15 protein-coding genes are annotated in these 14,204 nt (G+C 31.9%); 8 read left to right on the top strand and 7 right to left on the bottom strand.

Annotated features, from left to right (window positions below; genetic code table 11):
- Positions 1 to 79 precede the first annotated feature (79 nt).
- From C7H52_RS07725 to C7H52_RS07695, 7 genes are all read left to right on the top strand, one after another.
- Entirely contained in the window at positions 80 to 985 is a 906-nt protein-coding gene (locus C7H52_RS07725) for an EamA family transporter (RefSeq protein ID WP_106463326.1), read from the top strand.
- A gap of 103 nt (positions 986 to 1,088) precedes the next feature.
- A complete protein-coding gene (locus tag C7H52_RS07720; protein WP_106463325.1) occupies positions 1,089 to 1,670 on the top strand; it encodes a TetR/AcrR family transcriptional regulator in 582 nt (193 codons plus the stop codon).
- A gap of 4 nt (positions 1,671 to 1,674) precedes the next feature.
- Entirely contained in the window at positions 1,675 to 2,343 is a 669-nt protein-coding gene (locus tag C7H52_RS07715; RefSeq protein ID WP_106463324.1) for an NAD(P)H-binding protein, read from the top strand.
- 4 nt (positions 2,344 to 2,347) lie between these two features.
- On the top strand, positions 2,348 to 2,980 hold the full coding sequence (locus tag C7H52_RS07710; RefSeq protein ID WP_106463323.1) for a nitroreductase family protein: 633 nt from the start codon (positions 2,348 to 2,350) through the stop codon (positions 2,978 to 2,980).
- Positions 2,981 to 2,992: 12 nt separating this feature from the next.
- Positions 2,993 to 3,793, top strand: a complete 801-nt coding sequence (locus C7H52_RS07705) for a type 1 glutamine amidotransferase domain-containing protein (RefSeq protein WP_106463322.1) — start codon at positions 2,993 to 2,995, stop codon at positions 3,791 to 3,793.
- Between the two features lie 213 nt (positions 3,794 to 4,006).
- Complete coding sequence (locus C7H52_RS07700; RefSeq protein ID WP_106463321.1) at positions 4,007 to 4,585, top strand: Crp/Fnr family transcriptional regulator; 579 nt, start codon at positions 4,007 to 4,009, stop codon at positions 4,583 to 4,585.
- A gap of 49 nt (positions 4,586 to 4,634) precedes the next feature.
- Entirely contained in the window at positions 4,635 to 5,360 is a 726-nt protein-coding gene (locus tag C7H52_RS07695) for an acyl-CoA desaturase (RefSeq protein ID WP_106463320.1), read from the top strand.
- 174 nt (positions 5,361 to 5,534) lie between these two features.
- On the opposite strand, the gene C7H52_RS07690 is transcribed toward C7H52_RS07695, so the two are convergent.
- From C7H52_RS07690 to C7H52_RS07670, 5 genes are all read right to left on the bottom strand, one after another.
- On the bottom strand, positions 5,535 to 5,726 hold the full coding sequence (locus tag C7H52_RS07690) for a cold-shock protein (protein WP_106463912.1): 192 nt from the start codon (positions 5,724 to 5,726) through the stop codon (positions 5,535 to 5,537).
- Positions 5,727 to 5,800: 74 nt separating this feature from the next.
- Positions 5,801 to 7,231 carry a hypothetical protein gene (locus C7H52_RS07685; protein WP_106463319.1) on the bottom strand — a complete coding sequence of 477 codons (1,431 nt, stop codon included), beginning with the start codon at positions 7,229 to 7,231 and terminating at the stop codon, positions 5,801 to 5,803.
- 13 nt (positions 7,232 to 7,244) lie between these two features.
- Entirely contained in the window at positions 7,245 to 8,555 is a 1,311-nt protein-coding gene (locus C7H52_RS07680) for a DEAD/DEAH box helicase (RefSeq protein ID WP_106463318.1), read from the bottom strand.
- A 12-nt stretch (positions 8,556 to 8,567) separates the two neighbouring features.
- Entirely contained in the window at positions 8,568 to 9,881 is a 1,314-nt protein-coding gene (locus tag C7H52_RS07675; RefSeq protein WP_106463317.1) for a DEAD/DEAH box helicase, read from the bottom strand.
- A gap of 15 nt (positions 9,882 to 9,896) precedes the next feature.
- Complete coding sequence (locus C7H52_RS07670; protein WP_106463316.1) at positions 9,897 to 10,811, bottom strand: EamA family transporter; 915 nt, start codon at positions 10,809 to 10,811, stop codon at positions 9,897 to 9,899.
- Between the two features lie 167 nt (positions 10,812 to 10,978).
- Between C7H52_RS07670 and C7H52_RS07665 the strand changes: the two genes are divergently transcribed.
- A complete protein-coding gene (locus C7H52_RS07665) occupies positions 10,979 to 11,407 on the top strand; it encodes a hypothetical protein (protein ID WP_245918604.1) in 429 nt (142 codons plus the stop codon).
- Positions 11,408 to 11,478: 71 nt separating this feature from the next.
- On the opposite strand, the gene C7H52_RS07660 is transcribed toward C7H52_RS07665, so the two are convergent.
- Positions 11,479 to 12,525, bottom strand: coding sequence for an NAD(P)-dependent alcohol dehydrogenase (locus tag C7H52_RS07660; protein WP_106463314.1), 1,047 nt, complete (start codon positions 12,523 to 12,525; stop codon positions 11,479 to 11,481).
- Positions 12,526 to 12,625: 100 nt separating this feature from the next.
- Positions 12,626 to 14,200 carry a protein adenylyltransferase SelO gene (locus C7H52_RS07655; protein ID WP_106463313.1) on the bottom strand — a complete coding sequence of 525 codons (1,575 nt, stop codon included), beginning with the start codon at positions 14,198 to 14,200 and terminating at the stop codon, positions 12,626 to 12,628.
- Positions 14,201 to 14,204: the final 4 nt, after the last annotated feature.

Raw genomic sequence — 14,204 nt, 5'->3', positions numbered from 1 at the left:
AACAAAATGCTTTCAAAAAATGTAAAATTTCACTTACCCATAATAATTAACACTTTAAACAATAGTATATTCGCCAACTATGTGGATTTATCTTGGTCTTTTAGCAGCTTTATTTATTGGTTTACATAATTTATGTAAAAAACATGCAGTACAAGGAAACGAAGTGTTTCCTGTGCTTTTAGGCACTGTATCTAGCGGATTTATTTTTATAGCAGGATTTTATATTATGTCTAAATTTTATCCAAACTATGCTGCTGCCAATGGATATCAATTTCAAAGCATATCTTGGCAAACACATGGGTTTATTTTTATAAAGTCAGCAATTATGGCGTCCTCTTGGATTTTGGCCTATCAAGCACTAAAACATTTGCCTATTACTATTGTAACACCTATACGAAGTGCTGGACCTTTTTTTACGTTTATAGGTGCAATTCTTATTTATAATGAAAATCCTAATGCACTACAATGGATTGGCTTTTTTCTTATTATTTTTTCTATGCTTTTATATTCTCGCGTAGGAAAAAAAGAAGGTATTCACTTTAAACGCAACAAATATATATTCGCTATTATAGCAGCTACTTTTTTGGGTGCCAGTAGTGGTTTATACGATAAGTTTTTAATACAAAGTCTGGAGCTTAACCCACAAACGTTACAGTTTTGGTTTTGTTTTTATACTATTTTAATCCTATTAGTTATTTTAGGTTTTACTTGGTTTCCTTACAAACATAAACGCAAAGCATTTAAAATGAAATGGTCTATTCCCATGGTTGGTATTTTGCTTCAAGCTGCAGATTATTTCTATTTTAAAGCCTTACAAGATCCTGAAGCATTAATTATGTTATTATCTGCTATTAAACGTAGCCAAATTATAATTGCTGTCGTTATTGGTGGTTTGGTGTTTAAAGAAAAAAATAAACGTCAAAAATTAGTGCCTTTAACTGGTGTTTTAATTGGTGTCTTCCTTATTTTAATGTCTTCCGACTAATTGAATATTATATTTTAGTTTACTAACCTATCGAAATTAAATCTTTGTTAAAAAAAAGAATGAACATTCATTTTTAAGTAAATTTGTGTCATAATTTTTTAAAATGGCAACACTTCAAAAAAGTATAGATAAACGAAATGCTTTAATTAAAGCCACTATAGATCTCGTTAATAATAACGGATTTCACGCTACTCCTATGAGTAAAATCGCAAAAATGGCAAAAGTATCTCCAGCAACCATTTACTTGTATTTTGAAAACAAACAAGACTTACTAAATAAAACGTATATGGAAGTTAAAAGCAATTATACCAATTATGCTTTTGAAACTTATAACGAAAATAAGCCTGTTAAAGAAGGTTTTGAATTAATATGGAAACGAATTGCCCACTTTAAATTAAAAGAAAGTGAGTATGCTTTGTTTTTAGCCCAATGCGATAATACACCAATTATAGAAGAGTCTTGCCGCCAAGAAGGCATTAAACACTTACAACCCCTACTCGATTTATGGGAGCGCGGCAAACAAGAAGGGGTTATAAAACCCATATCAGATTATTTATTATATGCCTATACCATTAATCCGATATCATTTTTAATGACCATGCAACAACGTGGCGCTTTTATTTTAGATGATGTTCATTTAGAAGACGCTTTTCAAGCCGCATGGAATAGCATAAAAACATCTTAAACTCATGAGTAAAACAGCTATAATTTTAGGAGCTTCTGGGTTAACTGGCGGAATTTTACTCGACCAAATAATAAAAGACAATTACTATACGCGTATTAAACTATTTTCTAGATCTAAAATTGAAGGTTTACCAAATAAGGTCTTTCAATTTATTGGAGATTTATTTGAAATAGAATCTTTTGCTGAAGATTTTACAGGTGATGTGGTGTTTTGTTGTATTGGAACAACAAAATCAAAAACATCAGATAAAAACCTTTACAAGAAAATTGATTGTGGCATCCCCGCAAACACTGCTAAATTGGCAAAAGTAAATGGTATAGAAACGTTTATAGTTATTTCTGCTATGGGAGCCAACAAAAATAGTCGTGTGTTTTATAATAAAACCAAAGGTGAAATGGAACAAGCCATTTTTAAACAAAATATAAAAAATACCTACGTTTTAAGACCTTCACTAATTAATGGCGAAAGAAACGAATCTCGTTTTTTAGAACATTTAGGCATAAAAGTCTTTAATTTTTTAAATCCTTTACTATTTGGTCCACTAGAAAAATACCAAAGTATAAAAGCTGAAACTATTGCTAAAGCTATGCTTTATATAGCAAAACAACCACCACAAATAAACCCTATAATACTTTCAAATAACATCAAAGAACTTTTAAACAACAAAAAATAAAATTATGGAATTACAAGAAAAATTAAACTGGCGTTACGCTACAAAAGCAATGAATGGTGACGTTGTCCCAGAAGAAAAAATAGAACGTATTCTAGAAGCAGCTCGTTTAGCAGCAACGTCTAGCGGACTACAACCTTTTGAAATAATGGTAGTAAAAAACAAAAAACTTAAAGAAAAAATTAAAGCGGTAGGTTGGAATCAATCGGTTATAACAGAATGTTCTCACTTATTAGTTTTTGCTGCTTGGGATACTTACACGGAAGATCGAATTAATTATATGTTCGATTTAACCAATGAAATTCGCGGATTTAAAAATGAAGGTTGGGAAAATTATCGTCAGCAATTATTAAACTCTTACCCACAAAAAGAGGCTGAAGAAAACTTTAACCATGCTGCAAAACAAGCGTATATAGCTTTAGGACATGCACTTATTGCTGCTGCTTTTGAAAAAGTAGACAGCACACCTATGGAAGGTTTTGATGCTAATGCTGTAGATGAAATTTTAGGATTACGTCAAAAAGGATTAAGAAGTACTGTACTATTACCTTTAGGTTATAGAAAACCAGAAGAAGATTGGCTTTCCGACTTAGAAAAGGTTAGAAAACCTATGGATCATTTAGTTACGGTAATCGATTAAACTAACTAAAACATGAAACCATTAAAATTAATAGTCGTAACCCTTATCACTTTAGCAGCTTATAGTTGCAAAGAAAACAAAAAGGCTTCCGAAAAGGTTTCGGAAACACCAACAGAACAAAAAACAAAGAAAGAAATGAACGTATTATTTGTATTAACCTCTCACGACCAACTTGGAGATACTGGAGAAAAAACAGGATTTTGGGTTGAAGAATTTGCAAGTCCTTATTACACGCTTTTAGATCAAGGTGTTTATATTACTGTAGCTACGCCAAATGGTGGTGCTGCACCAATAGATCCAAGAAGTAATGAAGAAAGCGCAGCTACTGAAGCAACTGAACGTTTTAATGCCGATAAAGAAGCTCAAAACATTATTGCAAATACAAAACAACTATCTGAAATGAATGCTTCTAATTTTGATGCGGTATTTTATCCTGGTGGACACGGACCTTTATGGGATTTAGCAAATGACAAAACCTCTATACAACTTATAGAAACATTTAATAAACAAAATAAGCCTATAGCATTTGTATGTCATGCTCCAGCTGCTTTAAAAAATGTTAATGCTGAAGATGGTTCTCCTCTAGTAAAAGGAAAAAAAGTAACAGGATTTACTAATAGTGAAGAAAACGCGGTTGGTTTAACTAATGTTGTTCCTTTTTTAGTTGAAGATATGCTATCTAGTAATGGCGGAATCTATTCTAAAAAAGAAGATTGGGCTGCTTACGCCATAAAAGATGGTAATTTAATTACAGGACAAAATCCAGCTTCCTCAAAATTAGTAGCTGAAAAATTATTAGAAAGTTTAAAATAAAATTTAAAAAAGGTTGCTAACATAGCACCTTTTTTTTCTTCAATTAAATATAAAAAGCATAAATTCTTTTACGGTTTTAAACCTATTTTCTGGGACTTGTTTTATATTTTATGGTTTCAGCTATATCTATTCTAAGCATAACCTACTAAAGTTTCCTTAAAACCATAAAGCTCATGTAGCTTTAAGTATATTTGTTTTATAATTGAATTCGTTTTGCAACAAATAAAAAATTACTTAGATCAAATAGCCGAAATATCTCAGCAAGATTGGTTATTTTTTACGTCTAAATTACAACGTAAGGTTATTCCTAAAAAAAAAGTATTTTTAAAATTAAACGACGTTGAAGATTCTATTTCCTTTATTGAATCTGGTGTGGTAAGATTATATATTCCAAAAGAAAATCCTGAAAAAGAAATTACTTTTGGTTTTAGTTTTAAAAACCAGTTTGTTAGTGCATACGATTCTTTTCTTACTCAAAAACCTTCTGCATACCAACTACAAGCACTTACAGAGACCACTTTATTAAGTATTAGCTATAGCGACCTGCAAGATGTTTACCAAACCACACAAATAGGTAATTTAATTGGTCGTTTAACAGCAGAGCGTTTATTTTTAATTAAATCTACAAGAGAACAAAACCTCTTAAACTTATCGGCAGAAGAACGATATATTAAGCTTTTTAAGGAAAGACCAGAGCTTTTAAAAGTCATTCCCTTAAAATATATAAGCTCTTACATAGGTGTGACAGCACAAGCTTTAAGTCGTATTAGAAAACGTATTTTATTAGCCTAAGTTCATTGTTTGACTCAAAGCTTGAATTTATCTTTGCAAAAAAACGTACATGATAATTATTCTTTTTGTCCTATTGCTTTGGTATGGCGGGTTATTTTTCCAATCCTTCTTTTTGCATCGTTATGCTGCGCACCAAGTATTTACAATGTCCAAGACAATGGAACGCTTAACATTTATACTAACTTGGCTTTTTCAAGGCCCAAGTTATTTAAGTGCTTATGGTTACGGAATTATGCATCGTATGCATCATGCGTTTACAGATACTGAAGAAGATCCACACTCGCCATCTTATGACGCTAATTTGTTTGCAATGATGTGGAAAACAAAAAACATTTATCAAGATATAAATAAACAGCGTGTACACATTGACGCTCGATTTACCAAAAATGTACCGCAATGGAGTACTTTTGATGCTTTTGCAAGTTCACGCTTTTCGAGATTATTATGGGGGTCTTTATACATCTTATTTTTTATAGTTTTTGCCACCACTTGGTGGGAATGGCTTTTGTTACCCATAACACTTTTAATGGCGCCTCTTCATGGTGTTATTATTAACTGGTTTGCACATATTTATGGCTATGTCAATTTTAAGGTGAAAGACACAAGTAAAAACTTATTTCGTTTTGATTTTTTAATGATGGGCGAAGGTTACCATAACAACCACCACAAGCATGCAAGCCGTGCAAATTTTGGTTATAAATGGTATGAAATAGATGTGACTTATTTGATTATAAGAGTTTTAAATGCTGTTGGATTAATTCAATTAAAGCATTAGTTTTTAAAACGAAACTTTATTTACAAAAGTCCATTACAAATTTTATGATGGGCTTTTCTTTTTGGCGAACCCTAAATTACTATGATTTTATTACGTTTTAAACTAACGTTTAACTAAAAACAAAAAAAGCCCATCAGTTTTAGATGGGCTTTCAGTTTTAATAAAGAGAAAATATTATATAACAGTAACGTTTATAGCGTTTAATCCTTTTTTTCCTTCTGTTAGTTCAAATTGAACGTCATCGCCTTCACGAATTTCGTCAATTATACCTGAAATGTGAACAAAATGTTCTTTGTTAGTAGATTCTTCTGTGATGAATCCGAATCCTTTATCATCGTTGAAAAATTTTACTGTACCTTTAATCATTGTAATTGTATTTATATTAATTACCATAAGCAGTTCAATTAGTGTGCCACAAAAGTATATCTGGTAAAATGAAATTACTTTCTAATAACTCTGCCCTGCCAACTGTTAAATCCTACTTTTAAACTAATATTATTGTAAGAGTTAAAATTTATACGATTGTATTCGTAACCTACCGAAAATCTTTTAGTTCGTTTTCTATTATTGTCTCTTCCTAAGTTAAAAGCAACATCAAATCCTGTTAGTAAATGTGGCTGTTTATCGTTTTTGTAAAATGGCGTTATACTAAAACCTAATCTGGGCTCAAATACTAAGTTACGTAAAGGCAAATAAATTCCTAATTTACCCAAACACTTAAATTGAAGTGTCCTTAATATTTTGTTTTCATTAAAAATGTTTCTATTCTCGTTAACACCAATTACAAATCCGTATGGAATACGTTGAAAAAATGAAGTTGAAGAAAAGGCAGCTCTTGGAGTAACATGATATGCCATTTCATAACCTAAAGCACTGTTATTCTCTAAACCAGCTGTTCTTTGAAAATAAAGCATATGCGAAAACAATGGATAGCGATCTAGTTTCAAAACATTATAATTATTTAAATAACCTTCAGCATAACTTAGTGGAATTTTTACAGTGTCTAATTCGAAATAATCCTTAAAAACTTGAGCGTTTTTTGGTTTAAAATGAATTTTTAAATAAGCTTTAATAAGTTCCTCTTCCTGTTCTTTATGAAGGATCGCACTATATATAGCCACTAAAAGATCTTTTACCGCTTTAGCAGCTTGAGAAGCTTCTTTATTTAATATACCAGTTTCGTCTTCCCATTCTTTATCGCCTAATCCTGCATTTGTATGCAAGAACACTAAGGTTTGAGCTTTACCAGATTGTTTTTTATCTTTAATTTTTGTCCCTTTTGGCCAATACAATCTCGATAATTGCCAGCTCTTAATAGTTTCTAATTCAAAAGTATTAGCCGTTCTAATCGTGTGCTCTCGGGAATAAGAATCCATTATAGCATGCATTAGTACATAAATACCTCGTCCGGCTTTATTTGCGGCTTCTGGATTATCTACAACTTCTCGAAATAAGGTGTAAATCATATTTAATCCATCTGGCAAAGCTTTTTGTAAGACATACTGTTTCTGAGTTTCTAAGGACTCAAATTTTCTTAAGGCTTCTACCACATACCGGTTATCTGCCATAAAATGAAAAATTTGTCGGTCTGACAGAAACTGCCTTCCCAAATCTAAATCGGGATATGCACTGTTGGCATTATCATCGTTTTTTATAATGCCATGTTGTACTAAAAAATTAAATATTTCTAGTCCATCTGGTAAGTTACCAGAAGACAATTGAGCTTTTAATAGTTTATAAGCTTCTTTTTCAATGCGCTCATGACCTTCAGAGACGTGAGAAAACACCAACTGACTTACACCAATACACATCCAAAAAATTATGGTTTTTATGCTCTTATTTTTTAATATTTCGTTTAAAACAACATTCATTTATTATGCTCTTTTAAATTAGGGTAACTCTAACCTTTTTCTTTTTAAGTCTTGTATTATTGGTTAGCGCAATAACTTCTTCTACTTTATCCTTAATAACCGCAACAAATGCACAGTCTTGTTTCAATTCAATTTGGCCTAACTCGTCTTTTTGCAATTGACCTTGTTTAAAAAATAAGCCTGCTATGTCTCCTTTAGAGATTTTATCTTTACGTCCACCAGAGATAAATAGTGTTTGCCATTGGTTTTCTATAGCGCTTTCTCTTGCTGGTAAATCCTTTAAAATTGGAGCATCAATAAATTCAGGTAAAATCTCTTTTTCCCATTGTAGTACATAGGCTGTACCTTTAGCATTCATTCGTGCAGTTCTACCATTACGATGCGTAAACTCTTCAGCTTTTAAGGGTAACTGATAATGAATAATATATTGAAGTTCTGGAATGTCTAAACCTCTTGCAGCTAAATCGGTAGCAATAATAATTTGATGGGTTCCGTTTCTAAATTTTATTAAACTACGCTCCCGCTCCATTTGTTCCATATCGCCATTAAAAGTACCATGCGGAATATGATTGGATTCTAAAAACTGACTCACATAATTTATAGTATCTTTAAAATTACAAAATATAATCCCTGAACTATTGCCTAAATAATAGAGCAATTCTAACAATGTTTGTAGTTTATTTTTCTCTGGAGCTATTACTCTTTTAATATCTAAAGCACTTATTTTTGTATGAAGATAATCTATAACTATTTCATCTTTTAAGCCCACAAAACGAGGCACTTCCATATCTTTTGTAGCCGAAGTAAGTACGCGACGCTTAATATGTGGTAAGCTTGAAATAATTTCTTTCATTTCTTGTTCAAAACCAACTTCTAAAGATTTATCAAACTCGTCTAACACCAAAGTTTCTATAGCAATTACAGAAAAAGTTTCTCTTCTTAAGTGGTCTGCAACACGTCCTGGTGTTCCAATAATGATGCTTGGTGTGTGTGCTAACTCAACTTTATCCTTACTAAAGTTTTTACCACCATAAACCGCATTAGCTTTAAAACCAGTACCCATTTCTCTAATAACCTGCTCAATTTGAATAGCCAACTCTCTGGACGGCACCAATATTAGAAGCTGTACATCTGGGTTATTTATATCTAAAGTCTCTAAAACCGGTAACAGAAATGCTAGTGTTTTACCTGTTCCTGTAGGCGAAAGTAAAATGGTGTTTTCAACCGAAGTAATGGACAATAAGGCTTCTTCCTGCATTGGATTTAATGCTTCTATACCTAACTTATGAAGGATTTCTTTATGCGACTTTATTCTAGTTGACATGATTAAAACCTTTTATTTTTTACTTTGCTTTGATTGATTTTCTTTAATATAATGCGCCAAAATTTTATCCACTAATTCTTCCTTGGTTAAGTGATGAAAAATAGTTTTTATCTGAGACTTTAAATCTTCTGAAACCTCACGGTTAGGCTTGGTTTTAAAAATTTTTTTAGCCCATAATAAAGTATTATTGGCTTCAATACTTGCGGCATCTGCTTTAATATATTGTTTAAATGTAATACCTAATTCTTCTTCAAACTCAGGGATTTCAAATACTTCTTCTTGTTGTAAAACAGTTAAAGCCAAACCATTTGCTCCTGCTCTGGCGGTTCTTCCTGTTCTATGCACATAATTATCGTAAGTATCTGGCAAATGGTAATTAACTACATAATCTAAATCTTTAATGTCTAAACCACGTGCAGCTAAATCTGTAGCTACCAAAATTTTAAGATGACCATCTCTAAACTGTCCAGTAATACGATCTCGAATGCCTTGAGACAAACTTCCATGTAAAGCTCCGGAAGAAAATTTATGCTTAGCCAAGTTTTTGGCCAGTTTATTTACTGCTGCTTTTGTTTTACAAAATATTATACCTTGAACGTTTTCTTTGGAATTTAAAAAATGCATAAGCACCTCTAATTTTTCTATAGGTTCTACAACTACAAATTGATGATTGATACCTGAAGCTGACTTTTCAACCTCTGCAATCTCTATAGTTTCTACTGTTTTAGATAAATAATCATTAACGATTTGTTTAACTTGACTAGACCAAGTTGCTGTAAACAATAACATACGTTTTTGCTTAGAACTTTGTTTGATAATCTCAATAATAGCATCTTTAAAACTATTCAGCATCTCATCTGCTTCATCTAAAACCAAAAAGGTAATCTCATTTAAACGCATCGCTTTTTTATCCAATAAATCTAATAAACGACCTGGCGTTGCTACTACAACTTGTGGATGTTGTGCCAAAGCTTCTTTTTGAGATTTTATCGTTGCTCCACCAAAAAGTGAGGCAATTTTGATATTTGAGTTATGAGAAGCAAATGATGTAAGGTCATTAGAAATTTGTTGACCTAGTTCTCTTGTTGGTGCAAGTATTAATGCTTGAATATGTGTTTTTTCAATAGCTATTTTTTGTAAAATAGGTAACCCAAAAGCCAAAGTTTTTCCTGTTCCTGTTTGAGCCAAAGCCACCAAGTCGGCTTCTTTGTTCAATAAGAAGGGTATACTTTGTTGTTGTATTTTAGTTGGATTGTTAATATTTAGTTGAGACAGCTTATTTATAAAGTCTGTCTTAATTCCTAAATCTTTAAAATTATTAATCATTTTAAAATGTTTTATCTAAATTTTGGGTTTAACTGGTCGTTTCTCTTTTCTTGAAGTGATAAAATAAACGCCCAATAATAAAATAGCTGAAGCTATAATAGATTGTGTACTTAAACTTTCGTCTAAAATAGTATAACCTAATAGCATTGCAATAACAGGATTAACATATGATGAAGACGCTACCTTGTCTGTAGAAACTTGTTTTAATAAATAATTAAATGCCGTAAAAGCAACAATACCTCCAAACACAATTAAAAATAACATTGCGCCTTTTACCTTTATACTCCAATCTAAAGGTGATATCCATTGTTCTTTAAACAGTAAACTTCCAATACCCAAAATAACACTAGCAGTAAGCATTTGATAACCTGTAGCCACAAAGAAATTTTTAGGTAAATCGGCTTTTGAAACAAACACACTGCCATAACTCCAACTAAATACACAGGTAAATACCATAAAAATACCTAGTACAGTTCCTGTTTTTGTAGTAATATCATTTTGACTAACCAATAAATACATACCTAATAAACCTAAGGTAACTCCAATAATTGATTTCTTTTTAATTGGTTTTCTATCAATTATACGCATTAAAATTAAGACAAATAAAGGTTGTGTAGAAGCTAATAATGCTGCAAAACCACTATCTAAATAATTTAAAGCCCATACAAATACACCATTTCCATATACCAAAAATAAAAACCCAGCAATAATAGAGTTGATAAATTGTTTTTTGCTAATTTTTAAATTCATTTTGAACAGCTTTGCTAGAACTATAATTAATAGACCTGCAAAACAAAATCTAATTGCCGCTAAATACAGTGCTGGTAACTCTGTTACTGCAATTTTATTGAACAAATAGGTAGAACCCCAAATAATATAAATTGAAAAAAAGGCGAGTACAATTAGAATTTTTGAGCTTGGTGCTTTCAATGGTGTTCTTTAAGGTTATAATTAACGAAATTAATCTAAAAAAACGTCATTACTTCATTTTACCGATAATTCATTACTTAATATTTCTAGTTATATTAGTGCTAACTAATTTTTAAACCTTTTAAAATGAAATCTTTATTTTTTAGCAGTGTATTTTTCTATTATTAATTACTCAGGTTTCTGCACAAACAGAAACTACTTCTCCTAAATTTGAAATTAAAGTTATTACGAGCGTTGAGTCTATTGTTCCTAATGGATTAGGTAGATCTCGTATTATATCTTATGAAGAAGATCGTAATTACAAGGAGTTTACTTCAGAACAAACGGAAGACGATAACACAAGAAACAAATCTAAGCGTGGAGATATTAGAGTAAAAGATTTTGAAGAAACTAAACTTTTAAATTTTTATAATATTGGCGGTATCAGGTTTCAAAATATTGCAGCCAATGATGCCGTAATTTCATCAAAATTAACTGCTATGTTAGCAGAAGGTTGGGATTTAGCATTTGTAAGTAGTGCTGTGGAAAGTGATGCTGGAAAAGATGATGGAAAAGGAATTTTTATTACGCGCTATATATTTAAAAGAGCACTATAATAGGAATGATTAACAAAAAAAGAGCGCATTCAAAATTTTGAATGCGCACTTTTTTTATATTTAAGTATAGCCTATTTTAAGCTATCCATATCAATTACAAAGCGGTATTTTACATCGCTATCTGTAACTCTTTCAAATGCTGTGTTAATATCCTGCATATCAATCATTTCAATATCTGAAGTAATATTATGTTCTCCACAGAAATCTAACATTTCTTGAGTTTCTTTAATTCCACCAATTAAAGATCCTGCTACTCTTTTTCGTCCCATAATTAGATTTCCACCATTCATAGGTTCTAAAGGCTCAATTGCACCAACCATACACATAGTAGCATCAATTTTTAATAAATTTAAATACGGATTAATATCGTGCTTTACAGGAACTGTATTCAGAATAAAATCGAAAGAGTTTTTGTGTTTTTTCATTTCATCTTCATTCTTAGAAATAATCACATCATCTGCCCCTAAACGTTTTGCATCTTTAGCTTTATCTGGACTTGTGGTAATCATAATAGTTTCTGCACCCATTGCATGCGCAAATTTAATTCCCATATGTCCAAGACCTCCTAAACCAACAACACCAACTTTATCTCCTTTTTTCACGTTCCAGTGATTAAGCGGTGAATATGTTGTTATTCCTGCACATAATAATGGGGCTACAGCTTTTGTATCTAAATTAGTTGGAACTTTTAATACAAATTCTTCACGTACAGTAACTGTTGTAGAATATCCACCAAAAGTTTGTTTTCCGGTATGTTTATTTTTACCGTTGTAAGTACCTACCATACCTTTTTCACAAAATTGTTCTAAATCATTTTCACAAGGTTGGCATTCTTGACAAGAATCGACCATACAGCCCACTCCAACAATATCACCTTCTTTATAGTCTTTAACTGCAGAACCAACTTCTACTACTTTACCTACAATTTCGTGTCCAGGAACTAATGGATACTTAGAATTTCCCCAATCGTTTTTGGCTGCGTGAATATCACTATGGCAAACACCACAGTATAATATATCTATTTTGACATCATTTTCTAAAACGTCGCGACGTTCAATGGTCATTTCTTTTAAATCGTCTTTATGACTTTCTGTTCCGTAAGCTTTTATCTTATTCATTTTTGCTGATTTTTTATCGAAGATACACTTCAACTAAGACTTTAGCTTCCTATTTAAAATAGGTTTAACACAACTTAACAAGAATTAACTAAGTACACTCTTAAGAGCTACACGATAACATAGAGCAACCTACTTTATTTCTAGCCCAATCTGGTCTTTTGGCAAACCATTTTTCATACTGTGGTTGCTCACTGTAAGGTTTTTTTAAAAGTTCATGAATGTCATTCAACAAATCATAATTACCTTTTTCAGCATCTTCTATAACCAGTTGCGCCATATAATTTCTAAGTACATATTTAGGGTTTACAGCATTCATGTGCTTTTTCCTTTCTTCAATTGAAAAATTATTTTCTAGTAAGCGTGATTTATATGTGGTTAACCACTGAAACCATTCTGATTTGTGTGAAACAGTTAATGCATCAAAATTATAAAATGCAGGTTTAATTAGGTCTAAAAATGCATCATCAGCTTTAATAAGTTCCTGTTTAGCATCAAAATTTGAGAGTAGTCTGAAAAAAATGGTCATATCTGTTTCAGCCAACATTAAAACCTGTTCTAAATCTAGAACCAGCTCCTTATCGCCTTCTTTTACTTGAGATAAACCTAGTTTTGTAGTCATCATTTGAATATACTTTTTTAAATAAGTCGTATGATACTGATCTAAAATAGCTTCCAAATCTTCAGTTTCTTTTGTTAAAAGCACTAAAGCATTGGCTAGTTGAATTAAATTCCAAAATGCAACTTGCGGTTGATTTCCAAACCGATAGCGTTTATGCTGTAAGTCTGTTGTATTTGGCGTCCATCCTAAATTGTAATCTTCTAACCAGCCATAAGGTCCATAATCTATAGTTAAACCATGGATGGACATATTATCGGTATTCATGACGCCATGCACAAAGCCAACACGTTGCCAATGAATAATCATATCCAAAGTCTGGTTGACTACATACTCAAAAAAAGAAGTATATTTTTTTTCATCATTTTTAATTTCTAGAAAATAATTGGCAATCGTAAAATCGGTAAGCTGTTTTAAGGTTTTTTCATCATTTCTACTTGCTAAAATTTCAAAATTACCAAACCTAATAAAACTCGGCGCTACTCTGCATACTATTGCGCCTTTCTCGTAAGCTGCATTACCGTTATACATCACGTCTCTTAAAACCTGTTCTCCTGAAAGAGCTAAAGACAAGGAACGTGTACTTGGCACCCCAAGAGCAAACATGGCTTCACTACACAAATGTTCTCTAATAGAAGATCTTAAAACCGCATAACCGTCTGCAGACCTAGAATATGGCGTCGCTCCTGCTCCTTTAAGTTGCAGGGTTTGAATTTTACGATCTGCAAGGACATCGGTTAAATTAATGGCTCTTCCATCGCCTAACTGTCCTGCCCAATGTCCAAATTGATGTCCGCCATAACACATGGCATAAGGTTTAAACGCTTCAGGTAATTTCTTGCCTGTTACCATATGCTTAAATGCTTCTGAATTAGCATCGTTTTTATCTAATCCTATCAATTTTAAAACATCTTCACTCACGTGAACAACTTCTGGAGTTTTAAATTGTTCTGGAGTTACCAACGAAAAACAGGCGTCAAAAACCTGACGCCTGTAATTTTCAGAAATATGATCTTCTGGTAAATTGGTTGTAAATAAATTTTGTGCGTTTAATTCCATAAAC

Source organism: Aurantibacter aestuarii (genome assembly GCF_003008425.1).
GTDB classification, from domain to species: domain Bacteria; phylum Bacteroidota; class Bacteroidia; order Flavobacteriales; family Flavobacteriaceae; genus Aurantibacter; species Aurantibacter aestuarii.
Note: the sequence above shows the minus strand (reverse complement) of the source record. Positions and strands in the feature narration are given on the sequence as shown.